Origin of the sequence: Pantoea phyllosphaerae (assembly GCF_051025595.1) — a bacterium.
Classification (GTDB): Bacteria; Pseudomonadota; Gammaproteobacteria; order Enterobacterales; family Enterobacteriaceae; genus Pantoea.
Window position 1 is genome coordinate 12,781 of the sequence record NZ_JBPFDE010000008.1, and the last position, 25,833, is coordinate 38,613.

At 59.6% G+C, this 25,833-nt stretch carries 23 protein-coding genes; 16 read left to right on the forward strand and 7 right to left on the reverse strand.

Annotated elements, in window-relative coordinates; all coding sequences use genetic code 11:
* Positions 1-157 precede the first annotated feature (157 nt).
* The 5 genes from ACR6A7_RS12090 to ACR6A7_RS12110 all read left to right on the forward strand — a co-directional run bounded on the left by ACR6A7_RS12090 (position 158) and on the right by ACR6A7_RS12110 (position 7,096).
* Positions 158-1,456: an adenylosuccinate synthase gene (locus ACR6A7_RS12090; RefSeq protein WP_434125296.1), complete on the forward strand. Its 1,299-nt coding sequence runs from the start codon at positions 158-160 to the stop codon at positions 1,454-1,456.
* A 218-nt stretch (positions 1,457-1,674) separates the two neighbouring features.
* A complete protein-coding gene (gene nsrR, locus ACR6A7_RS12095; RefSeq protein ID WP_434125086.1) occupies positions 1,675-2,118 on the forward strand; it encodes a nitric oxide-sensing transcriptional repressor NsrR in 444 nt (147 codons plus the stop codon).
* 16 nt (positions 2,119-2,134) lie between these two features.
* A complete protein-coding gene (gene rnr / locus ACR6A7_RS12100; RefSeq protein ID WP_434125087.1) occupies positions 2,135-4,564 on the forward strand; it encodes a ribonuclease R in 2,430 nt (809 codons plus the stop codon).
* Between the two features lie 83 nt (positions 4,565-4,647).
* Positions 4,648-5,382 carry a 23S rRNA (guanosine(2251)-2'-O)-methyltransferase RlmB gene (gene rlmB / locus ACR6A7_RS12105; RefSeq protein WP_434125088.1) on the forward strand — a complete coding sequence of 245 codons (735 nt, stop codon included), beginning with the start codon at positions 4,648-4,650 and terminating at the stop codon, positions 5,380-5,382.
* Positions 5,383-5,467: 85 nt separating this feature from the next.
* Positions 5,468-7,096: an isovaleryl-CoA dehydrogenase gene (locus ACR6A7_RS12110; protein WP_434125089.1), complete on the forward strand. Its 1,629-nt coding sequence runs from the start codon at positions 5,468-5,470 to the stop codon at positions 7,094-7,096.
* Here ACR6A7_RS12110 and bsmA read toward each other — a convergent pair.
* Both bsmA and ACR6A7_RS12120 read right to left on the reverse strand, forming a co-directional pair.
* Entirely contained in the window at positions 7,070-7,396 is a 327-nt protein-coding gene (gene bsmA, locus ACR6A7_RS12115) for a biofilm peroxide resistance protein BsmA (protein WP_434125090.1), read from the reverse strand. The genes ACR6A7_RS12110 and bsmA overlap by 27 nt on opposite strands.
* Positions 7,397-7,451: 55 nt before the next feature.
* Positions 7,452-9,383: a methyl-accepting chemotaxis protein gene (locus tag ACR6A7_RS12120; protein WP_434125091.1), complete on the reverse strand. Its 1,932-nt coding sequence runs from the start codon at positions 9,381-9,383 to the stop codon at positions 7,452-7,454.
* A 155-nt stretch (positions 9,384-9,538) separates the two neighbouring features.
* Here ACR6A7_RS12120 and yjfP point away from each other — a divergent pair, with 155 nt between their 5' ends.
* The gene (gene yjfP / locus ACR6A7_RS12125) at positions 9,539-10,288 is read left to right on the forward strand and encodes an esterase (protein WP_434125092.1); all 750 of its coding nucleotides are present in this window, start codon (positions 9,539-9,541) and stop codon (positions 10,286-10,288) included.
* A 46-nt stretch (positions 10,289-10,334) separates the two neighbouring features.
* Here the strand turns inward: yjfP and ACR6A7_RS12130 are convergent, their stop codons facing one another.
* Positions 10,335-10,541 carry a hypothetical protein gene (locus ACR6A7_RS12130; protein ID WP_033754868.1) on the reverse strand — a complete coding sequence of 69 codons (207 nt, stop codon included), beginning with the start codon at positions 10,539-10,541 and terminating at the stop codon, positions 10,335-10,337.
* 372 nt (positions 10,542-10,913) lie between these two features.
* On the opposite strand from ACR6A7_RS12130, the gene rpsF reads away from it, so the two are divergent.
* Genes rpsF through rplI form a run of 4 tightly spaced genes read left to right on the forward strand, consistent with a single transcriptional unit; the run spans position 10,914 to position 12,354 of the window.
* Positions 10,914-11,309 carry a 30S ribosomal protein S6 gene (rpsF, locus tag ACR6A7_RS12135; RefSeq protein ID WP_033792326.1) on the forward strand — a complete coding sequence of 132 codons (396 nt, stop codon included), beginning with the start codon at positions 10,914-10,916 and terminating at the stop codon, positions 11,307-11,309.
* A gap of 6 nt (positions 11,310-11,315) precedes the next feature.
* Positions 11,316-11,633, forward strand: a complete 318-nt coding sequence (gene priB, locus ACR6A7_RS12140; RefSeq protein WP_033754872.1) for a primosomal replication protein N — start codon at positions 11,316-11,318, stop codon at positions 11,631-11,633.
* 4 nt (positions 11,634-11,637) lie between these two features.
* Entirely contained in the window at positions 11,638-11,865 is a 228-nt protein-coding gene (gene rpsR, locus ACR6A7_RS12145) for a 30S ribosomal protein S18 (RefSeq protein ID WP_000135199.1), read from the forward strand.
* Between the two features lie 39 nt (positions 11,866-11,904).
* The gene (gene rplI, locus ACR6A7_RS12150; protein ID WP_033754882.1) at positions 11,905-12,354 is read left to right on the forward strand and encodes a 50S ribosomal protein L9; all 450 of its coding nucleotides are present in this window, start codon (positions 11,905-11,907) and stop codon (positions 12,352-12,354) included.
* A gap of 103 nt (positions 12,355-12,457) precedes the next feature.
* On the opposite strand, the gene ACR6A7_RS12155 is transcribed toward rplI, so the two are convergent.
* Positions 12,458-13,003, reverse strand: a complete 546-nt coding sequence (locus ACR6A7_RS12155; protein ID WP_434125093.1) for an OapA family protein — start codon at positions 13,001-13,003, stop codon at positions 12,458-12,460.
* Between the two features lie 343 nt (positions 13,004-13,346).
* On the opposite strand from ACR6A7_RS12155, the gene bamJ reads away from it, so the two are divergent.
* Positions 13,347-13,967, forward strand: coding sequence for a BamJ family beta-barrel-assembly machinery protein (gene bamJ, locus ACR6A7_RS12160; protein ID WP_033754889.1), 621 nt, complete (start codon positions 13,347-13,349; stop codon positions 13,965-13,967).
* A 56-nt stretch (positions 13,968-14,023) separates the two neighbouring features.
* On the opposite strand, the gene ACR6A7_RS12165 is transcribed toward bamJ, so the two are convergent.
* Positions 14,024-15,967, reverse strand: a complete 1,944-nt coding sequence (locus tag ACR6A7_RS12165; RefSeq protein ID WP_434125094.1) for a bifunctional 2',3'-cyclic-nucleotide 2'-phosphodiesterase/3'-nucleotidase — start codon at positions 15,965-15,967, stop codon at positions 14,024-14,026.
* Between the two features lie 272 nt (positions 15,968-16,239).
* Here ACR6A7_RS12165 and cysQ point away from each other — a divergent pair, with 272 nt between their 5' ends.
* Positions 16,240-16,980 carry a 3'(2'),5'-bisphosphate nucleotidase CysQ gene (cysQ, locus tag ACR6A7_RS12170; RefSeq protein ID WP_434125095.1) on the forward strand — a complete coding sequence of 247 codons (741 nt, stop codon included), beginning with the start codon at positions 16,240-16,242 and terminating at the stop codon, positions 16,978-16,980.
* A gap of 30 nt (positions 16,981-17,010) precedes the next feature.
* On the opposite strand, the gene ACR6A7_RS12175 is transcribed toward cysQ, so the two are convergent.
* The gene (locus ACR6A7_RS12175; protein WP_434125096.1) at positions 17,011-17,565 is read right to left on the reverse strand and encodes a YtfJ family protein; all 555 of its coding nucleotides are present in this window, start codon (positions 17,563-17,565) and stop codon (positions 17,011-17,013) included.
* A gap of 315 nt (positions 17,566-17,880) precedes the next feature.
* Between ACR6A7_RS12175 and ACR6A7_RS12180 the strand changes: the two genes are divergently transcribed.
* Entirely contained in the window at positions 17,881-18,087 is a 207-nt protein-coding gene (locus tag ACR6A7_RS12180) for a DUF1107 domain-containing protein (RefSeq protein ID WP_033754894.1), read from the forward strand.
* A gap of 33 nt (positions 18,088-18,120) precedes the next feature.
* Here ACR6A7_RS12180 and paeA read toward each other — a convergent pair whose 3' ends face one another.
* On the reverse strand, positions 18,121-19,449 hold the full coding sequence (paeA, locus tag ACR6A7_RS12185) for a polyamine export protein PaeA (protein ID WP_434125097.1): 1,329 nt from the start codon (positions 19,447-19,449) through the stop codon (positions 18,121-18,123).
* 469 nt (positions 19,450-19,918) lie between these two features.
* Here paeA and tamA point away from each other — a divergent pair, with 469 nt between their 5' ends.
* From tamA to ACR6A7_RS12200, 3 genes are read left to right on the forward strand one after another with little or no spacing between them, the layout of a single operon-like run.
* Positions 19,919-21,634: an autotransporter assembly complex protein TamA gene (tamA, locus tag ACR6A7_RS12190; protein ID WP_434125297.1), complete on the forward strand. Its 1,716-nt coding sequence runs from the start codon at positions 19,919-19,921 to the stop codon at positions 21,632-21,634.
* The gene (gene tamB, locus ACR6A7_RS12195; protein ID WP_434125098.1) at positions 21,631-25,404 is read left to right on the forward strand and encodes an autotransporter assembly complex protein TamB; all 3,774 of its coding nucleotides are present in this window, start codon (positions 21,631-21,633) and stop codon (positions 25,402-25,404) included. The genes tamA and tamB overlap by 4 nt, the downstream gene beginning before the upstream one ends.
* Positions 25,405-25,406: 2 nt before the next feature.
* Positions 25,407-25,763, forward strand: a complete 357-nt coding sequence (locus tag ACR6A7_RS12200; protein WP_033754905.1) for a gamma-glutamylcyclotransferase family protein — start codon at positions 25,407-25,409, stop codon at positions 25,761-25,763.
* The last annotated feature ends 70 nt before the right edge of the window (positions 25,764-25,833 follow it).

The window sequence follows — 25,833 nt, forward strand, 5'->3', positions numbered from 1 at the left end:
CTGGCAGGGCTAAATTGTGCCTGCTGCGCCGCCTTTCCCCAGGATGTTGTAGTGCGCAAAAATCAGGCGAAAAATGCGCGCAAACGTATGCTAAAAGTGCTGAAAGCCGCAGGATCAGATGGTAGAATCCATTTTTAAGCAATCGGTGATTTTGAAAATGGGTAAGAACGTCGTCGTACTGGGCACCCAATGGGGTGACGAAGGCAAAGGTAAAATTGTAGATCTGCTGACTGAACGCGCTAATTATGTGGTGCGTTACCAGGGTGGCCACAATGCAGGCCATACGCTTGTCATCAACGGTGAAAAAACCGTCCTCCACTTAATTCCATCTGGCATCCTGCGCGAAAACGTCACCAGCATCATTGGTAACGGCGTGGTGCTGTCGCCTGAAGCTCTGATGAAAGAGATGAAAGGCCTGGAAGAACGTGGCGTACCGGTACGCGAACGTCTGCTGATTTCTGAAGCCTGTCCGCTGATCCTGCAATACCATGTCGCAATGGATCTGGCGCGCGAAAAAGCGCGCGGCGCCAAAGCCATCGGCACCACCGGTCGCGGCATCGGCCCGGCCTATGAAGATAAAGTGGCGCGCCGCGGTCTGCGCGTCGGCGATCTCTTCAACAAAGAGACCTTCGCCGTTAAGCTGAAAGAGATTGTTGATTACTACAACTTCCAGCTGGTGAACTACTACAAAGAAGACGCAGTCGACTACGACAAGGTGCTGAGCGACGTGCTGGCGGTAGCCGACGTGCTGACCAGCATGGTGGTTGACGTCTCCGATCTGCTGGATACGGCGCAGAAGCGCGGCGACCTGATCATGTTTGAAGGCGCACAGGGCACGCTGCTGGATATCGACCACGGCACCTATCCCTATGTGACCTCCTCTAACACCACCGCTGGCGGCGTGGCGACCGGTTCAGGCATCGGTCCGCGCTGCGTTGACTACGTGCTGGGCATCGTGAAGGCTTACTCAACGCGCGTCGGCGCGGGCCCGTTCCCGACCGAGCTGTTCGACGATACCGGCGAGTTCCTGTGCGCGAAAGGCAATGAGTTCGGCGCAACCACCGGCCGTCGTCGTCGCACCGGCTGGCTGGATGCGGTCGCCGTGCGCCGTGCGGTGCAGATCAACTCCCTGTCAGGTTTCTGCATGACCAAGCTGGACGTGCTGGACGGTCTGAAAGAAGTGAAAATCTGCGTAGGCTATCGCCTGCCGGACGGCCGCGAAGTGACTACCACGCCGCTGGCGGCAGAGAACTGGGAAGGCATCGAGCCTGTCTATGAGACGCTGCCCGGCTGGAGCGAAACCACCTTTGGCGTGAAAACGCTGGAAGGGCTGCCGCAGGCCGCGCGCGACTATATCAAGCGCGTGGAAGAAGTCACGGGTGTACCGGTTGATATTATCTCCACTGGCCCGGACCGTAGTGAAACCATGATTCTGCGCGATCCGTTCGACGCATAATCCTGCAGAGGCTGGCGCTGCGCCAGCCTCTGTTTTCCGCTCAGCACGCCGCTTACTCTCCCTTCGCTTCGCCGCATCGCCGCCCGGCGGAAAAAAACACACTCTGGATTCGACTCTGGTTTATCATCTACAGTAGCCGCAGGCCGGTTTACTATTAAAATCAACCGCAATGCGGACGCAATAAATAAACATGCCATGGGTGATCTACCGAGGTAATTGTGCAGCTGACAAGTTTTACCGATTATGGTCTGCGGGCCTTGATTTATATGGCTAGTTTGCCGCAAGGCAAAATGACGAACATTAGTGAAGTCACTGAGACCTACGGCGTGTCGCGCAACCATATGGTGAAAATCATCAATCAACTTAGCCGGGCGGGCTTTGTCGCCGCGACGCGGGGCAAAAACGGCGGCATTCGTCTTGGTATGGATCCGCATAATATTGTCATCGGCGATGTGGTGCGCAAAATGGAGCCGCTACAGTTAGTAGACTGCGCAACCTGCGCTATCACGCCAGCCTGCCGCTTAAAAAAGGCGCTAAATGATGCGGTACAGCTGTTTCTGCGGGAACTGGACAGCTACACGCTGGCGGACTTAGTCGAGGGGAACGAACCCTTATACCAAATTTTATTGTCCGAACCGCCGGTGGCAATGAATCTGAAATGACATCGGAGGAACCGCTATGTCAAACGATCCTTTTCAGCAAAGAGAAGCTGAAAAATATGAAAACCCTATTCCGAGCCGTGAATTTATTCTGGCTCACCTGGAAAAACGCGAAAAGCCAGCCAGCCGCGATGAGCTGGCGCAAGAGCTCAACCTGACCGACGAAGAGCACCTTGAAGCGCTGCGTCGTCGTCTGCGCGCCATGGAGCGTGACGGTCAGCTGGTCTTCACCCGCCGCCAGTGCTATGCGCTGCCGGAACGTCTCGATCTGCTGCGTGGCAAGGTTATCGGCCACCGCGACGGCTACGGCTTCCTGCGCGTAGAAGGTCAGAAAGACGATCTCTATCTCTCCGCCGAGCAGATGAAAATGTGCATGCACGGCGACGTCATTCTGGCGCAGCCGCTGGGCGCCGATCGTAAAGGCCGTCGCGAAGCGCGCATGGTGCGCGTGCTGGAGCCGCGCAACAACCAGATTGTCGGCCGCTACTTCACCGATGCGGGCGCCGGTTTTGTGGTGCCCGACGACAGCCGTCTGAGCTTCGACATCCTGATCCCGCCGGAAGATACGCTGCAGGCGCGTATGGGGTCGGTGGTGGTGGTCGAGCTGGTGCAGCGCCCGACGCGCCGCACCAAAGCCATCGGTAAAGTCGCCGAAATTCTTGGCGACGACATGGGCACCAGCCTGGCGGTTGATATGGCTCTGCGCACCCATGAAATCCCGCATAGCTGGCCGCCAGAAGTTGAAAAACAGGTGAGCAAGCTCAGCGAAGAGGTGCCTGAAGCGGCGAAAAAAGGGCGCGTCGATCTGCGCCAGCTGCCGCTGGTCACTATCGACGGCGAAGACGCGCGCGACTTCGACGATGCGGTCTACTGCGAGAAAAAACGCGGCGGCGGCTGGCGCCTCTGGGTAGCCATTGCCGACGTCAGCTACTATGTGCGTCCCGGCACGCCGCTGGACGACGAAGCGCTGCAGCGCGGCACCTCGGTCTACTTCCCGTCGCAGGTGGTGCCAATGCTGCCGGAAGTGCTCTCCAACGGGCTCTGCTCGCTCAATCCACAGGTCGATCGCCTCTGCATGGTGTGCGAGATGACCATCTCCGCCGCAGGCAAGCTGACCGGCTATAAGCACTACGAAGCGGTGATGAACTCACACGCGCGTCTGACCTACAACAAAGTGTGGAATATCCTGCAGGGCAACCCGGAGCTGCGTGAACAGTACGCGCCGCTGGTGAAGCCGCTGGAAGAGCTGCACAACATGTACAAGGTGCTGGAACAGGCGCGTGAAGCGCGCGGCGGCATCTCGTTCGAGACGGAAGAAGCGAAGTTTATCTTCAATGCGGAACGCCGTATCGAGCGTGTAGAGCGCACCGTGCGCAACGACGCGCACAAGCTGATCGAAGAGTGCATGATCCTCGCCAATATTGCGTCGGCGCGCTTCGTCGAGAAGCATCAGGAGCCGGCGCTGTTCCGCGATCACGATCGCCCCAGCGACGACAGCATCACCAGCTTCCGCACCGTGCTCAACGAGCTGGGCCTTTCGCTGCCGGGCGGTGCTAAACCTGAGCCTGTCGACTATGCCGAACTGCTGACGCAGATCGCCGATCGGCCGGATGCGGAAATGCTGCAAACCATGCTGCTGCGCTCGATGAAACAGGCGGTCTACGATCCGGAAAACCGCGGTCACTTCGGCCTGGCGCTGCAGTCTTATGCGCACTTTACCTCGCCGATCCGCCGCTATCCCGACCTGCTGCTGCACCGCGCCATTAAATATCTGCTGGCGCAGGCGGAAGGCGAGGTGAAAGGCAACACCACGGCGACCGGCGGCTACCACTACGAGATGGCGCAGATGCTGCAGCTCGGCCAGCACTGTTCGATGACCGAACGCCGCGCCGACGAGGCCACGCGCGACGTCGCCGACTGGCTGAAGTGCGACTTTATGCAGGATCAGGTCGGCAATACTTTTAACGGCGTCATCTCCAGCGTCACCGGCTTTGGCTTCTTTGTGCGCCTGAACGATCTCTTTATCGATGGCCTGGTGCACGTCTCCACGCTGGATAACGACTACTACCGTTTCGATGCGGTGGGGCAGCGTCTGATCGGCGAGTCGGGCGGGCGCACCTATCGTCTGGGCGATGCGGTTGAAGTGCGGGTCGAGGCGGTGCATCTGGACGAGCGCAAGATCGACTTCGCGCTGATCTCCAGTCAGCGTCAGCCGCGCGGCGAGGGCAAAACCGCGCGGGAGAAGGCAAAACGCGAAGGCAAGCCGCCGTCGAAGCGTCGCCGTCAGGTCGGCAAGAAAGGCAACTTCGAACCGAACGAAGCGTTCCGCGACGGTAAGGAGAAACCGGCTAAAGCGAAGAAAGAGAAAAAAAGCAAAACCCCGTCGGAAAAAACCCGTAAAATCGCCGCCGCCACAAAGGCGAAGCGCGCCGCGAAAAAGCAGGCCTGATTCCGCCTGATGCATTAACGGACGCTCTCTGCCGCGCAGAGAGCGTCCGCTGAAGTCCATTCAATTCTTAACTGAGCAGATCGATGAGCGAAATTATTTTTGGTATCCATGCCGTGCAGGCGCTGCTGGAGCGCGATCCCCAGCGCTTCCAGGAAGTCTTTATCCTCAAGGGCCGCGACGATCGTCGCCTGCAGCCGTTGGTGACGGCGCTGGAAGCTCAGGGCATCGTTATCCAGCTGGCGAACCGCCAGTGGCTGGACGGTCAGGTTGAAGGCGGCGTGCATCAGGGCATCGTGGCGCGCATCAAGCCTGGCCGCCAGTATCAGGAAGGCGACCTGCCGGATCTGCTGCAAAGTCTGGAAAAACCGCTGCTGCTGGTGCTGGATGGCGTAACCGACCCGCACAACCTCGGCGCCTGCCTGCGCAGCGCCGACGCCGCAGGCGTACATGCGGTGATTGTGCCGAAAGATCGCTCCGCCTCGCTGAACGCCACGGCGAAAAAAGTCGCCAGCGGCGCGGCGGAGAACGTACCGCTCATCCGCGTCACCAACCTGGCGCGCACGCTGCGTCTGCTGCAGGAGTACAACATCTGGGTGGTCGGTACCGCTGGCGAAGCCGATCACACGCTCTACCAGAGCAAAATGACCGGGCCGATGGCGCTGGTGATGGGGGCGGAAGGCGAAGGCATGCGCCGCCTGACGCGCGAGCACTGCGACGAGCTGATCAGCATTCCGATGGCGGGCAGCGTCTCATCGCTTAACGTCTCCGTGGCCACCGGCGTCTGCCTGTTCGAAGCGGTACGCCAGCGCGGGGCGTGATCGCCGCCGCAAAACCCCTCAGTGCCAGGCATAACTGCGCGTTGCTCTCCCATACTTAGCGGGATACGCATCGCGAGGAGGGGTTATGACCTGGACAACCCACACCGTTTTCAATCAGCCGCAGCCTCTTAGCAACAGCAACCTCTTTCTTTCCGACACGCCGCTGCGCGAAGCGCTCGCGCGCGAAGGGGCAGAGTGGGATCGTGAATGGCTGGCTTCGGTCGGCGCGCAGCTTGGCGGAGCCGAGTCGCTGGAGTTAGGCAGGCTGGCCAACGCGGCGCCGCCGGAGCTGCTGCGCTACGACGCGCGCGGCGTACGCATCGACGAGGTGCGTTTTCATCCGGCGTGGCACCTGCTGATGCAGGGCGTCTGCGCCAGCCGACTGCATAATCTCAGCTGGCAGCCCGACGTGCTGGAGCGCGCCATGGTGGCGCGCGCCGTGCGCTTTATCCTTCACGCTCAGGTCGAAGCCGGCACGCTCTGTCCGGCGACCATGACGCACGCCGCCGTCCCGCTGCTGCAGCGCTGGCTCCCTGACGCTTTCAGCGGCTGGCGCGATCCGCTGCTCAGCGATCGCTACGACACCCATGCGCAGCCTGGCGACCAGAAGCGCGGTCTGCTGATTGGCATGGGCATGACGGAAAAACAGGGCGGCAGCGACGTCACCACCAATACGACCCGCGCGGAGCCGCTGGCGGATCGCGCGCCCGGCTCGATCTGGCGCATTACCGGCCATAAGTGGTTTTTCTCCGTGCCGCAGAGCGACGCGCATCTGATCCTCGCGCAAAGCGGCAGCGGCTTAAGCTGCTTCTTTCTGCCGCGTCTGCTGCCGGACGGCACGCGCAACGCCATTCGCCTTGAGCGGCTTAAAGATAAGCTGGGCAACCGCGCCAACGCCAGCAGCGAAGCGGAGTTTCAGGAGGCCACCGGCTGGCTGATGGGGGAAGAGGGCGACGGCGTGCGGCTGATCCTCAAAATGGGCGGCATGACCCGCTTCGACTGCGCGCTCGGCAGCCACGGCCAGATGCGCCGCGCCTTCTCCGTCGCGCTGTACCATGCGCATCAGCGCCAGGTGATGGGCAAAAATCTGGTGGATCAGCCGCTGATGCGTCAGGTTTTAGCGGCGCAGGCGCTGCAGCTTGAGGGACAGACGGCGCTGCTGATGCGGCTGGCGCGCGCCTGGTCGCAGCCGGCGCAGCCGCTGGAGGGCGCGTTCGCCCGGCTCTTCACCCCGGCGGCGAAGTACGCCGTCTGTAAGGCGGGCATGCCCTTTGTCGCCGAGGCGATGGAGGTGCTGGGCGGCGTGGGCTACTGTGAGGAGAGCGAGCTGCCGCGGCTCTATCGTGATATGCCGGTCAACAGCATTTGGGAAGGATCGGGCAACGTGATGTGTCTCGACGTGCTGCGCGTGCTGCGTAAACAGCCCGGCGTAGCAGAGATGCTGCATCAGGAGTTTGAGGCGGTCAGAGGCGTGAATCGCCGGTTTGACGCCGCCTGGCGACAGCTAAAGCTGCGCCTGAACCGACTGCAGGAGAATCAGGCGCGGGAGATTGCCCAGCGCCTGTTTCTACTGGCGACCGGCGCGCAGCTGCTGAAATATGGTGAGCCGCCGCTGGCGGACGCCTGGTGTCGGCAGTGGCTCGACGCGCGCGGCGTCCGACCGCTGGAAAGTCAAATAGCGCAGCGCTTACTGCTGCGCGCGAGCGGCGGGTGAGGCGCCGTACAAAATCGCCGTGGCGTACCAGTATCCCGGCATGACCGTTTCATCCACCATAATGACCTGATAGTAGACCGCGCCGCGCTGATTGGCTTCCGCCGCCAGCGCGCGCTGCGCGTCATCCGGCGAGCCGCGCACCTGGGTGCTGACGCTGCCGAGCCTCGGCAGTCCGGCGCTCTGCGCGCGCGTGATCTCCTGCGCCTGATGGGTGGGCGCAGGCGGCGGCTGCGGCGTGGTTTTCAGCGCCGAACAGCCGCTCAACAGCAGCGCCATTGTCAGTAAGTAAGCGTAACGCATAAGGTTTACTCCAGTGGGACGGTGGAGTAAGTGTAAGCCACCGTCCCAAAGAGGATCAGGATTTCAGGTGAAATACGCTGACCAGCTGCGTCAGATGATGACCTTTGTGACTCAGGTTCTGCGCCGACGCATCCGCCTGCGCCATCAGCTCGCTGTTCTCATGGGTCGCCTGGCTGATCTGGTTCATCGCCTGATTTACCTGGCCAATCCCCGCCGCCTGCTGCTGCGCCGCGACGTTGATTTCGCTCATCAGCGCCTGCACCTGCTCGATGTGCGACACGATATGGGCCATGGCGTCGTGCGTCTGCTGCGACAGCTGATGCCCTTCCGAGACGTTGCCGATCGAGGTGGCGATCAGACCGTCAATCTCCTTCGCCGCCTGGGCGCTGCGCTGCGCCAGCGCGCGGACTTCCGCCGCCACCACCGCGAAACCGCGACCGTGTTCGCCGGCGCGCGCCGCTTCTACCGCCGCGTTAAGCGCCAGAATGTTGGTCTGAAACGCGATCGACTCAATAACGTGGGTGATATCGGCAATGCTCTGGGAAGAGACCTGAATCGCCGACATGGTGTTCACCGAACGGCTCACGGTCTGGCTGCCGTGCGTGACCAGGTCGCTCGCTTCCGCCACCAGCGTCATCGCCTGGCGCAGGTTGTCGGCGGTATGCTCGATCGTGGCGCCAAACTGCTCCATGCTCGCCGAGGTCTCTTCGACGCTGCTCGCCTGGCGGCCAATCTGCTCGCTGATATTGAGGCTGCTAGCGGCGATGGTGTCGGTGGTGTCGCTGATCTCCTGCGCGGCGACGCGCACCTGACCGACAATCTTCTCCAGCCCGTCGCCGATGCCGTTGATGGCGGTAATCAGCTGGCCGACTTCGTCATGGCGGCGCGTATCCAGGTGAACGCGCAGGTTGCCCGCCGCGTACTCTTCAGCCAGGTGGATGACCTGCTGCAGCGGACGCGTAATGGCGCGGCGGCTGTAAAGCACAAAGCCCAGCGCAAAAATCAGCACCAGCGCCAGGCCGGTCAGCATAAACAGGTTGCGGCTGTGGGTGATCGGCGCCAGCAGCGTGTCGCGGCTCACCTCGCCGACTACAATCCAGTTCCAGCCCGGCAGCTGCTGCCATGCCAGCATCTTGCTTTCGCCGTCCAGCTCCGCCTCCTGTACGCCCTGCGGCTGGCTCAGCAGCGCCTGCTGTACGCTGGCGTCCCAGTCCGGCAGTTTGCCCTCATTCTGCGCGGCAAACAGATAGTGTCCCTGTGTGGCACCCGGCGCGCCGTTCAGCACGTAAAAATGGCCGCTGTCGCCCAGCTTGCGCGCCAGCACCTTATCGCGCATCAGCGCATACTGCTTATCGATCTGTACGCCGACGAACAGAATGCCGATTACCGCGCCGCTTTCATCTTTAACCGGCTGATACTGCGTGATGTAGCGGTGGCCGAACAGCGTTGCCAGCCCGCGATAGATCTCGCCGCGGCTGACGCTTTTCCACGCCGCGCTGGCGCGATCGAGGCGGGTGCCGATGGCGCGGCTGCCATCCTCTTTTTTCAGCGAGGTCGAGATACGGTAGTAGTCGTCGCCGTCGCGCACAAAGATGGTGGAGACGGCGGCGGTGCGCTGTAAAAAGTCGTCGACCGCGACCTGATCGAGGTTCAGGGTCTTCAGGCCGGCGCGTAGGGTCGGGGTCGAAAACTCCCCGACCTGAATACGTGCACTGTCGTCGCGGCTGAAGCGCTGCGGCAAAAAGCTGGCGAACAGCTGGGTGTAGTTGTTGACCTCTTCGGTGAGGGTGGCGTTGAACATTGAGGCCATTTCGCTGATGCCCTGCACCTGATTGTGCATGTCATCCGTGGCGAGGCTTTCCAGCTGGCGGGCTGCGTTGTGGCTTTGAGTCAGGGTCAGAACGAACAGCAGCAGCGCGACGCTGAGAGACGTCAGTACAGACAGCTTGACTCCAAGACTCATGCGGCTGAGAGAGAGACGCTTCATAAAATACCTTTAGATCGGTTTAGAGGAAATACGATTAACGGCACTGGCGGTAAAAGGTTTACGCCCTAAATCGAACAGTGGATGTGTGAAGTCGTTCGCAGATTAAGCGCGCGGCACGTAAACTCAGCGGAGTCGACATCCACAGCGGAGCGAGCATGATCGAACTCAACACGGAACGGCTGGCGGGTATTCAGGTGCTGCACGCCGCGCCTGCGGGCCAGCACGAGGCGGCGCTGCCGACGGTGCTGCTTTATCACGGCTTTACCTCTTCAAAAGAGGTGTACGCCTATTTAGCTGTAGCGCTGGCGCAGGCAGGGTTTCGCGCCGTGATGCCTGACGCCGATCTGCACGGCGCGCGCGACAACGGCAACGACGCGGTGCGGCTTTCGCGTTTTTGGCAGATTCTGCAGCGCAATATCGACGAGCTGCCGCAGCTGGAGAACGCGCTGCGCACGGCGGGCCTGGTCGAGGGCGATCGCTTCGCCGTGGCGGGCGCGTCGCTGGGCGGCATGACCGCGTTAGGCGCGATGGCGCGCTACCCGCAGCTCCGCAGCGCCGCCTGCCTGATGGGATCGGCCTATTTTATGCGGCTCAGCCAGTCGCTTTTTCCGCCGGTGAACGTCAGCACCCCTGACGATCTGGCGCAGTTCGATCGGCTGATGGCGCCGCTGGCCGCTTACGATCCCAGCGAAAAGCTGGAGGTGCTGGCAAACCGGCCGCTGCTGCTGTGGCACGGCGAAGCGGACGATGTCGTGCCTTTCGCGGAAACTGCGCGGCTGGCGGCGGCGCTGCAGGCGAGCGGCCAGGCGGATAAGATGACCTTCTTCGCGGAAAAAGGCATCAGCCACAAAATTACCCCTTTCGCGCTGCGCGCGCTGGTGGATTTCCTCAGGCGGAATTTATGATGCAGCCGGGCCGACGGCGCGCCGTCAGCCCGTTGCCCTGCAGAGATTACAACTGATTCGATAATCGCTGCGCCGCGCTGGTGGTTGCGCTGGCGTGCGTATTGCCCGGCGCGTCCAGTCGGTTGACGTAGACATAGCCTGAGGCCGCTTTGCTGCTGTTACTTCTCATCTGCTGCGCACAGTCAGTCTGGCTGGCAAGGGCGGGTGGAGACAGGAAGAGACCCAGTAAAGTGGCGATGACGAACGTTTTCATGCCCGACTCCTCACTGATGGGAACACACTCTGCGACGCTGCTGCTTAAAAATGCGTCGCCATGGTTAATTTTAGCGCGCGCCGTCGCCAATGCCAGACCGCGCCGTTGAACGCCTTCATCAGGAAAATTGATAAAGGCTGCGCAACCCACTGAATCGCCTGCCTTCGCACGGAAAGCCTCTTTAATGACGATTTAATGAAATGTGCGCTTGAGTTTAGCGCCCTGCGTCAGTATGATTACGCGTCAATTTTTCAGCTGCATTCAGGGGCGCGTTACATTCAGCGAATGTTTCACGACCTATAACGTTCCTTGCTTCCGTGGGCCGCAGCTGACCCTGACAGGAGGCTGAATAATCCGTAAGGAGCAATTTCGATGCGTCATTACGAAATCGTATTTATGGTCCATCCTGACCAGAGCGAACAGGTTCCGGGCATGATCGAGCGTTACACTGGTGCTATCACTGGTGCAGAAGGCACGATTCACCGTCTGGAAGACTGGGGCCGCCGTCAGCTGGCTTACCCGATCAACAAACTGCACAAAGCTCACTATGTTCTGATGAACGTAGAAGCACCGCAGGAAGTGATCGACGAGCTGGAAACGAACTTCCGCTTCAACGACGCCGTTATCCGCAGCATGGTTATGCGCGTTAAGCACGCGGTAACCGAAGCATCTCCGATGGTTAAAGCGAAAGACGAGCGTCGTGAGCGCCGCGAAGATTTCGCTAACGAAACCTCTGACGAGTCAGATGCTGGGGATTCTGAAGAGTAATCATCCGTGACGGCTAATCGACTGCGCCTGTCTGGCACCGTGTGCAAGACGCCGGTTCGAAAAGTGAGCCCGTCAGGAATTCCTCACTGTCAGTTCGTGCTTGAGCACCGCTCAGTGCAGGAAGAAGCCGGTTTCCACCGGCAAGCCTGGTGCAGAATGCCCGTGATTATCAGCGGCACGCTTCATCAGGAGATTACTCAACATATAACGGTCGGCACGCCGCTCATTCTCGAAGGCTTCATTAGCTGCCATCAGGCGCGAAATGGACAGAGTAAAATGGTGCTGCATGCCGAGCAGATTGAATTGATAGATTCTGGAGACTAGCCAAATGGCACGTTATTTCCGTCGTCGCAAGTTCTGCCGTTTCACCGCGGAAGGCGTTCAAGAGATCGATTATAAAGATATCGCAACGCTGAAAAACTACATCACTGAAAGCGGCAAGATCGTACCGAGCCGTATCACCGGTACTCGCGCAAAATACCAGCGTCAGCTGGCTCGTGCTATCAAGCGCGCGCGTTACCTGTCTCTGCTGCCGTACACTGATCGTCATCAGTAATCGGCAACTGTCCATTAACGACTTTAAGAGGATAAGGTAATGCAAGTTATTCTGCTTGATAAAGTAGCAAACCTGGGCAGCCTGGGTGACCAGGTCAACGTTAAAGCGGGCTACGCGCGCAACTTCCTGGTACCGCAGGGCAAAGCTGTCCCGGCGACCAAGAAAAACGTTGAATATTTCGAAGCTCGCCGCGCTGAACTGGAAGCCAAACTGGCTGACGTTCTGGCTGCTGCCAACGCACGCGCTGAGAAAATCAATGCACTGGGTTCAGTGACCATCGCCTCTAAATCAGGCGACGAAGGTAAACTGTTCGGTTCTATCGGTACTCGCGACATCGCTGACGCTGTCACTGCAGCTGGCGTTGAAGTGGCTAAGAGCGAAGTTCGTCTGCCGAACGGCGTTCTGCGCACCACCGGTGAGCATGAAGTTGACTTCCAGGTTCACAGCGAAGTTTTCGCTAAACTGGTTGTGAATGTAGTTGCTGAGTAATTTTACTCGGTAATGCGAAAAAGCCGGCCTTGCGCCGGCTTTTTTGTTTTTGTCTCCGATGTGCAGAGGTCCAGCCGGTCGCCTGAATCGCGCCGGGAAAAGGCTACTGCGCGCGGATAAAACTGCCGTCAGGCTGACGCGTAAAGAGCACCGGCCCGCTGGCGCCGTCCACGGTCAGTCCCGTCACCACACCCTGCCCATTCTGTCGGATTTTCACCTGCTGCCCGCTCTGCAACGCGCTCAGCGGCTGATCGCTGCCCTCTACGCGCGCCATGGCAAATACATCGCCCACCGGCAGATTATTGTCGCGAAACAGCTGCGCCAGGGTCTGGCCTGAAGCGATAGTGTAGTTGCGCCACTCGCCCTGAGAATCCGCTTTCGGCGGCTGCGTATTCTGCTGCGGCGCTTTCTGGTCGTAGATCTCCGCCTGCATCGGCACCTCTTTTTCGGCGCCTGCCGTCTGCGGACGCTCCACAGGATACTGCGGCGAGCTGGAGGGCCATAAAAACGCCAGCAGCATCACCAGCAGGGCGATAACAATGCCGCGCCGGTGCGCGGGCGGCAGCGGGGACATCCAGCGAATATGATCGGTATAGTGCCAGACTGAACTGAGCCAGGCGGGCAAGCGGGAAGGCGCCTCTGAAGCCATTCGTGAATCCTCCTCATCGCCAGCGGCGCGCGACGGTTTAGCAGGCCGCCAGGCGAAGCGTTGGCGCAATGTGCGCAATGTGCGTGGCGCGCGCGTCCTGCGGCGTTGTGGGGCGATTTGACCCATGTATCTTCTCTTCTTTCAGTACGCTGCCGAGGTTGCCCTCGTCCAGAGTTATAGTATGGGCAATACGGGCGCGGCGTGCCTGTCAGCCTTAAGAAATATGACCTGCGTATTGTTTCTGTTTCACCGCCAAAAGTCACCTGCACGGCGTGGGATTTTACGCCAGCGGCCCGCGCTGCTATGCTGCCGGTTCAAATTAGCGAAAGAGACAGGTATCAAGATGACGACCCCTTCATTCGACAGCGTCGAATCACAAGCAAGTTACGGAATTGGTTTACAGGTTGGCCAGCAGCTGCTCGAGTCCGGTCTGCAGGGACTTCAGCCAGAAGCGCTGCTCGCGGGCCTGCGCGACGCGCTGGAAGGGAATTCGCCGGCCGTGCCGGTTGACGTCGTGCATCGCGCGCTGCGTGAAGTGCATGAGCGCGCGGAAGGTGTACGCCGCGAGCGCGTAGAGGCGATGGCTGCCGAAGGCCAGACTTTCCTGGCGGAAAACGCGCAGCGCGAAGGCGTCAACAGCACCGAGTCGGGCCTGCAGTTCAGCGTGATCAAGCAGGGCGACGGTCCGATCCCGTCACGTCAGGATCGCGTACGCGTGCACTATACCGGTAAGCTGATCGACGGCACGGTATTCGACAGCTCAGTCGCGCGCGGCGAACCGGCGGAATTCCCGGTGACCGGCGTGATTGCCGGCTGGATTGAAGCGCTGACCCTGATGCCGGTCGGCTCGAAGTGGGAGCTGACCATCCCGCACAACCTCGCCTACGGCGAGCGCGGTGCAGGCGCTTCCATTCCGCCGTTCAGCACCCTGATCTTCGAAGTTGAGCTGCTGGAAATTCTTTAATCTTTGCCGCTTTTCAGCTTGTAAAAGCCAGCCCTCGGGCTGGCTTTTTTACGCGCTTATTTCTGCTGTAAGTCGACCTTCCACAGCGCAAAGCCAATCTCATCGCTCCCCTGCGGCTGCATCGGATAGCGTGCATGGCTACGAATAAAGGCGGTTGCCTTCTCGCCCGGCGCAGTCTCGAAGCGAATATCGAGCGGAACGCTGCTCTCTATCGGCGCCAGCCGCCAGTTGTTGTCCGCCTGCGGACGCACCTCGCCCTGTTTTTTGGTTTCGGCGCTGATATAGGCCGCGACCACCGCACGGTTCTCATCGGGCGAGGCGAAGGCGATAAAGCGATCGCCGGTACCGGCAAACTTGCCGCCGTAGGCGCGATAGTTGTTGGTGGCGACCAGGAAGGTGGCGTGCGGATCGACCGGCTTGCCCTGCCAGCTCAGGTTTTTAATGCGTGAGGCGTCTGGATGGATCAGCTGACATTCGCTGTCGTAGCGGGCCGGTTGAGTCACGTCGATCTGGTAGTTAACGCCGTCGATTACGTCGAAGTTGTAAGTGCGGAAATCCCAGTTGATCAGCGACTGAGGGGCGCGGCGCTGCGGATCAATCTGGTTGAACTGACCTGCGGCGCACTCCAGCCACTCTTTTACCTGCGCACCGCTGACCTTCATCACCACCAGCGTATTGGGATAGAGATAGAGATCGGCGGCGTTGCGGAAGGTGAGCTCGCCTTTCTCCACTTCGGTATAGCTGGTCGGATCGTTCTTGCGTCCGCCCGCCTTGAAGGGCGCGGCGGCCGAGAGCACCGGCAAATGGCCCAGATCGGGATCGCCCTGAATAAAATGTTCTACGTAGGCGCGCTGCGCGTTATTGACGATCTGCACGGTAGGATCGTCCTGTACCAGTGAAAGATAGCTGTACATCACGTCCGCCGACTTGCCGATCGGCTTCGCCACAAACTCGCGCGTGGCGCGATGATCGTCCGCCAGCACCTTCACCAGCGCCGGATCCTCCGCCGCCAGCGATTTTTTCTGCGCCGCATCGTAGATCGGCCGCGCTGCTGCTTTGCGATCGCTGACCTGCCAGTGGCCAGCTTCATTGGTCAGCACCAGATCCACCACGCCGAGGTGATCGCCCCACATGCCGGGCATCACCGCCGCAACGCCGTTCAGCGTGCCTTTTTCAATATCGGCCCCTTTGATGGCGGCGAACTCCTTGCCGGGAAAGACGGCGTGCGCATGGCCAAAGAGAATGGCGTCGATACCTTCGACCTGGCTGAGGTAGTAGACCGAGTTCTCCGCCATGGCATGGTAAGGCTCGCTGCTGAGGCCGGAATGAGGGATGGCCACCACCAGATCCGCCCCCTGGGCGCGCATCTGCGGCACATAGCGACGCGCGGTTTCGGTAATATCTTCGACGCGCACTTTGCCCTGCAGATTGGCTTTGTCCCACACCATAATCTGCGGCGGCGCAAAGCCGATAAAACCGATCTTCAGCTGCTGCGGCTTGCCGTCGCGATCTGTCACCTCAACCGTCTTGATCAGCCAGGGCGTAAACATTGGCCGGTTGGTCTGGAGATCGATGATATTGGCGTTGATATAGGGAAAACGCGCCCCTGCCAGCGCCTTGCGCAGATAGGGCAGGCCGTAGTTGAACTCATGGTTGCCGAGGTTGCCGACGCTGTAGTCCAGCGTATTCATCGCCTTGTAGACCGGATGGATTTCGCCCTGCTGAAGGCCTTTCGCCGCCATATAGTCGCCGAGCGGGCTGCCCTGAATAATATCGCCGTTATCCACCAGCACGCTGTTCTTTACCTCCTTCCGCGCGGCATGGATCAGCGACGCGGTCCGCACCAGCCCAAACTTTTCGGTTGGGGTATCTTTGTAGTAGTCGAAATCCATCATGTTGCTGTGAAGATCGGTGGTTTCCAGCAAACGTAGATCAACGGTGGCGGCGTGCAGGCTCAATGAGAGACTCAGCGCCAGAAGGGTCATAGTCGGTTTAAACATGCGTGCTCCTGCTGCAAAAAGTTAAGTGTCTCAAATTAATGTAAAAGAATGATGATGTGTCAGAGGATTACGTGATGGGTGTAACGTTTTGCGCGCTTAAAAGAGTGACAAGCACGCGGCATAGCGGCGAAGCGCAATCTATGGTATTGATATTATTAAAATATTGAGACTTTAGCGCCTGGCAGACCGGGCGGAAGCGAAGTAGCTGCTAAAATTTAACCGATGTAGCGCACGATAGCCTCGTGCGGCTGCCACCGAAAAGGAGGTGAAAAATGTTAGAGCAAATTTGCCAGCTGGCGCGCGAAGCCGGCAACGCGATCATGCTGATCTATGAAAAGGAGACGCCGGTAGACGTTTCCCGCAAATCCGATAACTCCCCGGTGACCGCTGCGGATATTGCCGCGCACGATATTATTCTGCAGGGACTTAAACAGCTCACGCCAGAGGTGCCGGTGCTGTCGGAAGAAGAGCCGCCTTCATGGAGTGAGCGCCAGCAGTGGCAGCGCTACTGGCTGGTCGATCCGCTCGACGGTACTAAAGAGTTTATCAAGCGCAACGGCGAGTTTACCGTCAATATCGCGCTGATCGACCAGGGCAAGCCGGTTCTGGGCGTGGTATACGCGCCTGCGCTCGGCGTGCTTTACGCCGCAGCGGAGGGCAAAGCCTGGAAAGAAGAGGGCGGCAACAGGACGCAGATCCATGCGCAGGAGGCGCGGCCACCGCTCGTCGTGGTAAGCCGTTCACACGCCGACGATGAGTTGAAAGAGTACCTCAAGCAGCTGGGCGAACATCAGACCATCGCCATCGGCTCCTCGCTGAAGTTCTGCCTGGTGGCGGAGGGCAAAGCGCAGCTCTATCCACGCTTTGGGCCGACCAATATCTGGGATACCGGCGCGGGGCACGCTGTCGCCGTCGCGGCCGGGGCGCACGTTCACGACTGGACAGGCAAAACGCTGGATTACGCGCCGCGTGAGTCCTTCCTTAATCCGGGCTTCCGCGTCTCGCTGTTCTGATCAAGAAGGGAGGCTGCCGCCTCCCTTTTTTCAGGATTTCAGCAGCGTCCGAACCAGGCTAATGACCTGCATCACCTCCCCCTGCGTCAGCGCGCCGTCTTTAACAAAGCGCACGCGACCGCTCTTGTCCAGCACCACAATTGCCGAGCCGGCGTCCGCCAGCTGCCAGGCGTGCTTTACGTTGCCTTTGCTGTCGACGATAAACTGCGACCAGGGATACTGCTTTTTATTGCTCTCGATACTGCTGCGTACAAACATCCCGGTGCCGGGGATCGCGTCATCGGTATTAACGATGGTGGTGGTCTGGTAGCGATCGTGCGGAAAGGCGGCGGCTTTGATTGCTTCAACCAAGGCTGCATTTTTCTCTTTTGCAGAGGAGCGTCCGGCGATGTGCTGGATCACGCGCACCTTGCCGGCGAGCTGTGCGCTGTTCCAGCGCTGGTAGCGGAAATCATCCTGTTGATAGAGCAGCTCCCCTTTATCCTCTACGCCAACCGCGGGCACGCGCTGGTCTTGCTTCAGGCTATGGGCGAAAACGGCGCCGGGCAAGAGAACCAGCGCAAACAGAGTGCAGGCGAGTCGCATTATCAGTCTCCTCGGTGATCGGACCAGTTAGTCATTTTTCTGCAATAGTAAGCGGGGATGATGCGCCTGTCTTGTTAAGGTTTCAGGTTTGCTATGTATGCCACAATCTCTTAACAAGTTTGGATTTATACTGTGTTGGTAAAGCGACATAACAGACTATTCTGTAATGATGTGTCAATTCAGTAAAAAAGTTCAGTTTTCGGAACAATACCATCGTGGTGTGTTCTATAGTTTACCGGCACTTTGCGCTTCATGGGCTCGTACCGAACTTGGCAACGGCGAAGCGTATTTATAAATGTACAGGAGTTAGACAGCATGAAGATCTTCCAACGCTATAATCCATTGCAAATAGCGAAATACGTAAAAACGCTGTTCAAAGGACGGATGTATATCAAGGACGTTGGCGCGTTCGAATTCGACAAAGGAAAAGTGTTGATTCCGCGCGTAAAGGACATTCAGCATCTGAGCGTGATGTCCGAAATTAACCGTCAGGTTCTGCGCCTTCAGGCGGAGTTCAACTGATAAAAAAGGGCGCCGACGGCGCCCTCTGATTTTCTACTCTTCAGCTTCCGTGGTTTTCGCCACGTTAATCACCGGCGGACGATCGTCAATCCGCGTCACCAGCAGCTGATCGATACGATAACTGTCGATATCGACCACTTCGAACTTAAATCCGGCGAACTTGACGAAATCGGTGCGCTTCGGGATCTTACGCAGCATATACATCATAAATCCGCCGATGGTTTCGTAGTTGCCCGACTGCGGAAACTCGTCGATATGCAACACGCGCATCACGTCGTCGATCGGCGTGCCGCCCTCTACCAGCCAGGAGTTCTCGTCGCGCGCCACGATCTGCTCTTCCAGCCCCTGGCCCACCAGATCGCCCATCAGCGTGGTCATTACGTCATTAAGGGTGATAATGCCCACCACCAGCGCGTATTCATTCATGATCACCGCAAAGTCTTCGCCCGCGGTTTTAAAGCTTTCCAGCGCTTCAGAGAGCGTCAGGGTATCCGGCACGATCAGCGCCGAGCGGATCTGCACGCCGCTGTTAAGCGCCATGCTTTGATTACCCAGCACGCGCAGCAGCAGCTCTTTGGAGTCGACGTAACCGACGATATGGTCGATATCGCCGTCGCATACCAGGAATTTAGAGTGGGGATGCTGGGCGATTTTAGTCTTCAGCGTGGTTTCATCTTCACGCAGATCGAACCAGACCACGTTTTCGCGCGAGGTCATCGAGGAGGGCACGGTGCGCGACTCCAGCTCAAACACGTTTTCAATCAGTTCGTGCTCCTGCTTACGCAGCACGCCCGCCAGCGCGCCCGCTTCCACCACCGCGTAGATATCGTCGGAGGTGATATCGTCTTTACGCACCATCGGCAGCTTAAAGACGCGGAAGAAGACGTTCGCCAGGCCGTTGAAGAGCCAGACCAGCGGACTAAACACCAGCAGGCAAAAACGCATGGGGTTGATGATGCGCAGCGCCACCACTTCCGGCGCGATCATGCCGACGCGCTTCGGCGTCAGATCGGCGAACAGAATAAAGAAGCTGGTAACGATGATAAAGGAGCAGATAAAGCTGAGCTGGTCGGCGAGCGCTGGCTCCATAAAGCGGCTAAAAAGGCTGCTGAAGGCGGGGGAAAAGGCGGCATCGCCGACGATACCGCCGAGAATAGCCACCGCGTTCAGGCCGATTTGCACCACGGTAAAGAAGGTGCCAGGGGTTTCCTGCATCTTCAGCACACGCTGCGCATTAATATTGCCTTCGTCGGCCAGCAGTTTGAGTTTGATCTTGCGGGCGGCCGCCAGCGAGATTTCCGAGAGAGAGAAAAAGGCGCTGATCACGATCAGCAACAATATGACAAGCAAGCTATCTAACATAGGGTTTCCAAAGGGTTATCCACTTGTCATTTTTGGCCTGGGCAGCGCGCCTGGAGGGCGTACCGAGCGTACTCACCTCATAGTCTGGGCTGTCCGTGCCAAAAATGTCTGCGCCTTATCGACGATGTGAAGCAGCGCCGGGGCAGAAACAGAGCAGGCGACGCCTGCGCCGCTGATTATAGCAGCAGCGCCCTCAACGCCGCCAGAGTTCGCGGCAACGCCTTTGCGCTCAGATTAATCTGAGTGGCGCGCGCAACTGTTGCGCAGCGGTTGTATCGCTCTGGCCATTTGCCGACAATAAGGCGCTATTTGACTTTGTTCGCGTTTTTCGCAGCCGCAGGCCGCTGTATGCGGCTATGATGATGACTGCGCCGCTGCGATATTCTTATCCAGGGATCTATTACGCCCCGCGGAATTGGGGTCGGCATGATTAACAGGAGTACGCGTGCCACGAATTCACGTCTGTTTTATGACCTGCCTGCTGGCCGCCGCGCCGGTCGCCCAGGCAGCGAAAGTGCGCCTTGAGGTGCAAGGCTTAACCGGGGATCTTAACAGGAATGTGCGCGCTCGCCTCTCGACTATCGGCGCCGATGAAGTGTCGAACGATGGCCGTTTTCGCGCGCGCGTTTCAGAAGCGATCCAGCAGGGGCTTAAAGCGCTCGGCTACTACGAGCCCGATATTGACTTTGAGGCGCGTCCCGCGCCGCCGCAGGGCGGACGGCCGGTGCTTATCGCCCACGTCAAACCCGGTGAGCCGGTGAAAATCGCCGGCAGCACCATCGTGCTGGAAGGCGACGCGCTGCGCGATCCTGACTATCGGGCCTGGGTGAAAGCCGGTACGCCGCAAAAAGGGCGGCAGCTCAACCACGGCGAATATGACCGGTTCAAAAATGGCTTTTCAAGTCTGGCGCTGCGTAACGGCTACTTTGACGGAAATTTTAAAAAGAGCCAGCTCGGCGTGTCGGTCGAACGACGCGAGGCTTTTTGGGATATCGACTACGACAGCGGCCAGCGCTACCGCTTCGGCGACGTTAGCTTTTCCGGATCGCAGATCCGCGAAGCCTACCTGGAGAAGCTCGTTCCCTTCAAAAAAGGTGATTATTACAGCTCGCGCGAGCTTGCCGAGCTGAACCGGCGCCTGTCGGCTACCGGCTGGTTCAACTCGGTGGTGGTCGCGCCCGATTTTGCGCAGGGGCGAAAAAGCAAAGTGCTGCCGCTCAACGCCGCCGTTACGCCGCGCACTGAAAATACCATTGAAACCGGCGTTGGCTATTCCACCGACGTTGGGCCGCGCCTGAAGGCGACGTGGAAAAAGCCCTGGGTCAACGACAGCGGCCATAGCATGGCCGCCAGCGCCTATCTCTCCGCGCCAGAGCAGCAGCTTGATTTAAGCTATAAAGTGCCGCTGCTAAAAAGCCCGCTGGAGCAGTATTACATCTTCTCCGGCGGCCTGAAGCGCACCGATTTAAACGACACCAAAGCTGACACCACCACGCTCGGCGTATCGCGCTACTGGGAAAACAGCACTGGCTGGCAGAAGGCGGTCAACCTGAAGTGGAGCCTCGATCACTTTACACAGGGTAACGTCACCAACACCACCATGCTGCTTTATCCCGGCGTCAGCCTGAACCGCACGCGCTCGCGCGGCGGCCTGATGCCAACGTGGGGAGATTCACAACGCTACTCTGTCGATGTCTCCGACACCACCTGGGGCTCCGATGTCGACTTTCTGATTATGCAGGCGCAGAACGTCTGGATCCGCACGCTGGCGGATAAGCACCGCTTTGTGGCGCGCGGTAACCTCGGCTGGATTGAAACCAATAACTTCGAGAAAGTGCCGCCGGATCTGCGCTTCTTCGCGGGCGGCGACCGCAGTATTCGCGGCTACAAATACAAAGGCATTTCTCCGCGCGACGACGACGGCAAGCTAACCGGCGCCTCGAAGCTCGCCACCGGCTCGCTGGAATACCAGTACAACGTGACAGGCAAATGGTGGGGAGCGGCGTTCATCGACTCGGGCGAAGCGGTCAACGACATCAAACAGAGTAATTTTAAAACCGGCGCGGGTTTCGGCGTGCGCTGGGCATCGCCGGTCGGACCAATCAAGCTCGATATTGCCCGACCGATTGGCGACAGCGAGGAGCATGGTTTGCAATTCTATATCGGACTGGGGCCTGAACTATGAAGCTGTGGAAAAAGGTCCTGATCGGCGTACTGATTTTTCTGGTGCTATTACTGGGCGGCGTGGCATTTTTAATCGGCACCACGCCTGGCCTGCATCTGGTGCTGAACGGCGCGGCGCGCTGGGTACCGGGCTTATCGATCAAGCAGGTTGACGGCGGCTGGCGCAACCTGACCATCAGCGGGCTGCGCTATGAGATGCCTGGCGTCAACGTCGATGCCGGCACCTTTCATCTGGCGGTGGATCTTAATTGCCTGCTGCACTCCTCGGTGTGCGTCAACGATATCGCGCTGAAAGATGTCAGCGTGGTGGTGGACAGCAAAAAGATGGCGCCAGCGCAGCAGACGCCGCCTGAAGAGGAGAGCGGCAGCGGCGATCTCAGCACCCCTTATCCGATTACGCTGCGTCATCTCGGCCTGCATAACATCAATGTCAAGATTGACGACACCGCTATCTCGCTGCTCGACTTCACCACCGGCCTGCAGTGGCAAGGGCGCGCGCTGACGCTTAATCCGACCCATATCCAGAGCCTGCTGGTGGCGCTGCCGAAAGCGGCGCAGGTCGCCAGCGAAGAGGTCGTGCAGCCGAAGGTGCAGCAGCCGCAGCCGGATGAGAAGCCGCTGGGCGAAACGCTGCAGGCGATGTTCGCCAAACCGCTGCTGCCTGAGCTGCCCGACTTCCGTCTGCCGCTCGATATTGACGTGCAGGAGATCCTCGGCGAACAGCTGCGCCTCACCGGCGATACCGATATTGCGGTGAATCGCCTGCTGCTGAAGGCGAAAACCACCGACCGGCGGCTGCAGCTGCAGACGCTGGACGTCGATTCGAACCTCGGCCAGCTTAACGGCAGCGGCGAAGCGACCCTGGCGGACAACTGGCCGGTGAATTTTACGCTTAACGGCACGGCGAACGTCGATCCGCTGAAAGGGGAGAAGATCAAGCTGGATCTCGGCGGCGCCATGCGCGACGAGCTGAAGCTGGGCCTGAATCTTTCTGGTCCGGTTCGCGCCCAGCTCGACGCCGCCACCCGGCTGGCTGAGGCAGGGCTGCCGCTGTCGCTGCGCCTCACCAGCCCGCAGCTGCGCTGGCCGCTGACCGGCGCGGTGCAGTACCAGGCGGACAATCTCGACTACCAGTTCAAAGGCAAAGCCACTGACTATGTGATGTCGCTGCGCACGGCGGTGAAGGGCGACAGCGTGCCGCCCGCCACCGTGACGCTGGACGGCAAAGGCAACGTCGAGCAGTTCAACCTCGACAGGCTGCGCATCGGCGCGCTGCAGGGCAATGTTGACCTGACGGCGCTGGTGGACTGGAGCAAAGCCATCAGCTGGCGCAGCGAGCTGACGCTCTCCGGCATCGACACGGCGCGTCAGTATCCCGACTGGCCGGCGAAGCTGGACGGCAAAATTGCCACGCGCGGCAGCCTCTACGGCGGCAGCTGGCAGATGAGCGTGCCGCAGCTGCAGCTGAAGGGCAACGTCAAACAGAATGCGGTCAGCGCCGAAGGCTCGCTGAAAGGCAACAGCTATAACCAGTGGGATATCCCGGGGGTGAAAATTGTGCTGGGCCGCAACAACCTGGATATCAAAGGCTCGCTGGGCGACGCGCTTAATCTGGACGCCACTGTGGACGCGCCCCATCTCGACAATGCTCTGCCGGGGCTGGGCGGCGTCGCCAGAGGCACCATCAAGGCGCGTGGTACGCTGCAGGCGCCGCAGCTGCTGGCCGATCTCAACGCCACCGGCCTGCGCTGGCAGCAGCTGCAGATCCGCCGCGTCACGCTAAACGGCGACGTGCGCTCCAGCGATCAGGTGGCCGGCAAGCTGCAGCTGCGCGTCGAGCAGCTGCAGCAGCAGGATGCGCTTAAGATCGGCCTGCTGACGCTCAACGCCGACGGCAATGAAAAAGCGCATCAGCTGAAACTCAACGTGCAGGGCGAGCCGGTTTCCGGCCAGCTGGCGCTTAACGGCAGCTTCGATCGCCAGCAGCAGCGCTGGCAGGGCACGCTTAACAATACGCGCTTTGACACGCCGGTGGGCGAGTGGCGTCTGACGCGGGCGATGGCGATCGACTACCTTAACGCGAAGCAGACCGCCACCATTGGGCCGCACTGCTGGCAGAACCCCAACGCGCAGCTCTGCGTGCCAGAGCCAGTCGAAGCGGGTCCGAGCGGTCACGCGCATATCCAGCTTAACCGTTTCGACCTCGCGATGATTAAGCCTTTCCTGCCGGAGGAAACCCAGCTGGCAGGCGTCTTTAGCGGCGATGCGCGCGTGAACTGGACGGCGGACAGTGCGCTGCCGACCGGCACCGTCTCGCTGAAGGGCAACGGCGTCAAGGTGCGGCAGGATGTGCAGGGCAATACGCTGCCCATCGATTTCAGCGCGCTCAACCTCAACGCGGCGCTGCGCAACGGCCGCGCCGATCTCGACTGGCTGATCCGCATCGCCAACAATGGCCAGCTCGACGGCAACGTGCAGATCGACGATCCACAAAATCGCCGTACGCTGGGCGGCAACGTCAACATCCGCAATATCTCTCTGGCGCTGCTCAATCCGGCGCTGATGCAGGGCGAGAAGATTAAGGGCAACCTGAACAGCGCGCTGCGCCTTGGCGGTAGCATCAAGCAGCCGCAGCTCTTCGGCCAGCTTGGCCTGCAGGGCGTCGACGTTGACGGTAACTTTATGCCGGTCGATCTCACCGACGCTAACCTGAATATGGTATTCAACGGCATGAGTTCGACGCTCAATGGCCAGATACAGACCGCGCAGGGCAATCTCAACCTTAACGGCAACGCAGACTGGAGTCAGCTCGACAACTGGCGCGCCCGCATCGCTGCGCAGGGCAGCCGCGTGCGCGTGACCGTGCCGCCGATGGTGCGCATGGACGTTTCGCCCGATCTGGTATTCGAAGCGACGCCGGCGGCCTTTAGCCTTGACGGCCGTGTCGATATTCCCTGGGCGCGCATCACCGTGCAGGAGGTGCCGGAGAGCGCCACCGGCGTCTCCTCGGATGAAGTGCTGCTGGATAAAAATCTGCAGCCCATTCAGCCGAAAACCGCCGCTATCCCGATTAACAGCAATCTGGTCGTCCACGTCGGCAACGATGTGCGGCTATCGGCCTTTGGCCTGAAGGCGAAGCTTAACGGCGACCTGAAAGTGGTGCAGGACAGAACCGGTCTGGGCCTCAACGGCCAGATCAATATCCCGTCCGGCCGTTTCCACGCCTATGGCCAGGATCTGATCGTGCGCAAAGGCGAGCTGCAGTTCGCTGGCCCGCCGGATCAGCCTTATATCAATCTGGAAGCGATTCGTAACCCCGAAGCGACAGAGGATGACGTGACGGCCGGCCTGCGCGTGACCGGGCTGGCGGATGAGCCAAAGGTGGAAATTTTCTCCGATCCGGCGATGTCGCAGCAGGAGGCGCTTTCCTACTTGCTGCGCGGCCAGGGACTGGGCTCAGACGGCGACGGTAACGCATTAACCTCCGCCTTAATTGGCCTGGGGGTTGCACAAAGTGGTCAGGTTGTGGGTAAAATTGGCGAGACGTTCGGCGTCAGCAATCTTGCCCTGGATACGACCGGCGTTGGCGACAGCCAGCAGGTGCAGGTCAGCGGCTATGTGCTGCCGGGTCTACAAGTAAAATATGGTGTCGGCATATTTGATTCACTGGCGACCTTAACCTTGCGTTATCGCCTGATGCCCAAACTCTATTTGGAAGCCGTGTCTGGTGTGGACCAGGCGCTTGATCTGCTTTATCAGTTTGAGTTTTAGCAATGCGAATAATTGTCTACGGCAGTTTACGGCGCAAACAGGGAAACAGTCACTGGATGACGAATGCGCAATGGCTGGGGGATATGCAGATTGAGGGCTATGAGCTCTACAGTCTCGGCCATTATCCGGGCGTGATCCCGGGCGAGGGAACCGTCTATTGTGAAGTTTACCGCATCGACGCCACGACGCTGGGCGAGCTGGATGCATTGCGCACTAAGGCTGGCGAATATAAACGCCAGCTGATGCAAACGCCTTACGGCAGCGCATGGCTTTACGTCTATCAGCGCCCGGTTAAGGGGCGTGAGCGCATCGCCAGCGGCGACTGGCTACGGCGCGACGATCCTCCGTCAGACGCATAAACGAAAACACCGCCCAGAGGGCGGTGTTTTTTTATCTGCGGCTTTGAAGAGCGGGTGATACAGGCCGATC

Coding starts and splice junctions, on each gene's coding strand:
- ACR6A7_RS12120 (WP_434125091.1), bottom strand. CDS start 9,383: ATGAAGCGTCTCTCTCTCAGCCGCATGAGTCTTGGAGTCAAGCTGTCT.
- ACR6A7_RS12130 (WP_033754868.1), bottom strand. CDS start 10,541: ATGAAAACGTTCGTCATCGCCACTTTACTGGGTCTCTTCCTGTCTCCA.
- rnr (WP_434125087.1), top strand. CDS start 2,135: ATGTCAAACGATCCTTTTCAGCAAAGAGAAGCTGAAAAATATGAAAAC.
- rlmB (WP_434125088.1), top strand. CDS start 4,648: ATGAGCGAAATTATTTTTGGTATCCATGCCGTGCAGGCGCTGCTGGAG.
- tamB (WP_434125098.1), top strand. CDS start 21,631: ATGAAGCTGTGGAAAAAGGTCCTGATCGGCGTACTGATTTTTCTGGTG.
- ACR6A7_RS12165 (WP_434125094.1), bottom strand. CDS start 15,967: ATGTTTAAACCGACTATGACCCTTCTGGCGCTGAGTCTCTCATTGAGC.
- rpsR (WP_000135199.1), top strand. CDS start 11,638: ATGGCACGTTATTTCCGTCGTCGCAAGTTCTGCCGTTTCACCGCGGAA.
- rplI (WP_033754882.1), top strand. CDS start 11,905: ATGCAAGTTATTCTGCTTGATAAAGTAGCAAACCTGGGCAGCCTGGGT.
- ACR6A7_RS12155 (WP_434125093.1), bottom strand. CDS start 13,003: ATGGCTTCAGAGGCGCCTTCCCGCTTGCCCGCCTGGCTCAGTTCAGTC.
- tamA (WP_434125297.1), top strand. CDS start 19,919: ATGACCTGCCTGCTGGCCGCCGCGCCGGTCGCCCAGGCAGCGAAAGTG.
- bamJ (WP_033754889.1), top strand. CDS start 13,347: ATGACGACCCCTTCATTCGACAGCGTCGAATCACAAGCAAGTTACGGA.
- ACR6A7_RS12180 (WP_033754894.1), top strand. CDS start 17,881: ATGAAGATCTTCCAACGCTATAATCCATTGCAAATAGCGAAATACGTA.
- ACR6A7_RS12200 (WP_033754905.1), top strand. CDS start 25,407: ATGCGAATAATTGTCTACGGCAGTTTACGGCGCAAACAGGGAAACAGT.
- ACR6A7_RS12110 (WP_434125089.1), top strand. CDS start 5,468: ATGACCTGGACAACCCACACCGTTTTCAATCAGCCGCAGCCTCTTAGC.
- ACR6A7_RS12175 (WP_434125096.1), bottom strand. CDS start 17,565: ATGCGACTCGCCTGCACTCTGTTTGCGCTGGTTCTCTTGCCCGGCGCC.
- rpsF (WP_033792326.1), top strand. CDS start 10,914: ATGCGTCATTACGAAATCGTATTTATGGTCCATCCTGACCAGAGCGAA.
- yjfP (WP_434125092.1), top strand. CDS start 9,539: ATGATCGAACTCAACACGGAACGGCTGGCGGGTATTCAGGTGCTGCAC.
- cysQ (WP_434125095.1), top strand. CDS start 16,240: ATGTTAGAGCAAATTTGCCAGCTGGCGCGCGAAGCCGGCAACGCGATC.
- bsmA (WP_434125090.1), bottom strand. CDS start 7,396: ATGCGTTACGCTTACTTACTGACAATGGCGCTGCTGTTGAGCGGCTGT.
- paeA (WP_434125097.1), bottom strand. CDS start 19,449: ATGTTAGATAGCTTGCTTGTCATATTGTTGCTGATCGTGATCAGCGCC.
- ACR6A7_RS12090 (WP_434125296.1), top strand. CDS start 158: ATGGGTAAGAACGTCGTCGTACTGGGCACCCAATGGGGTGACGAAGGC.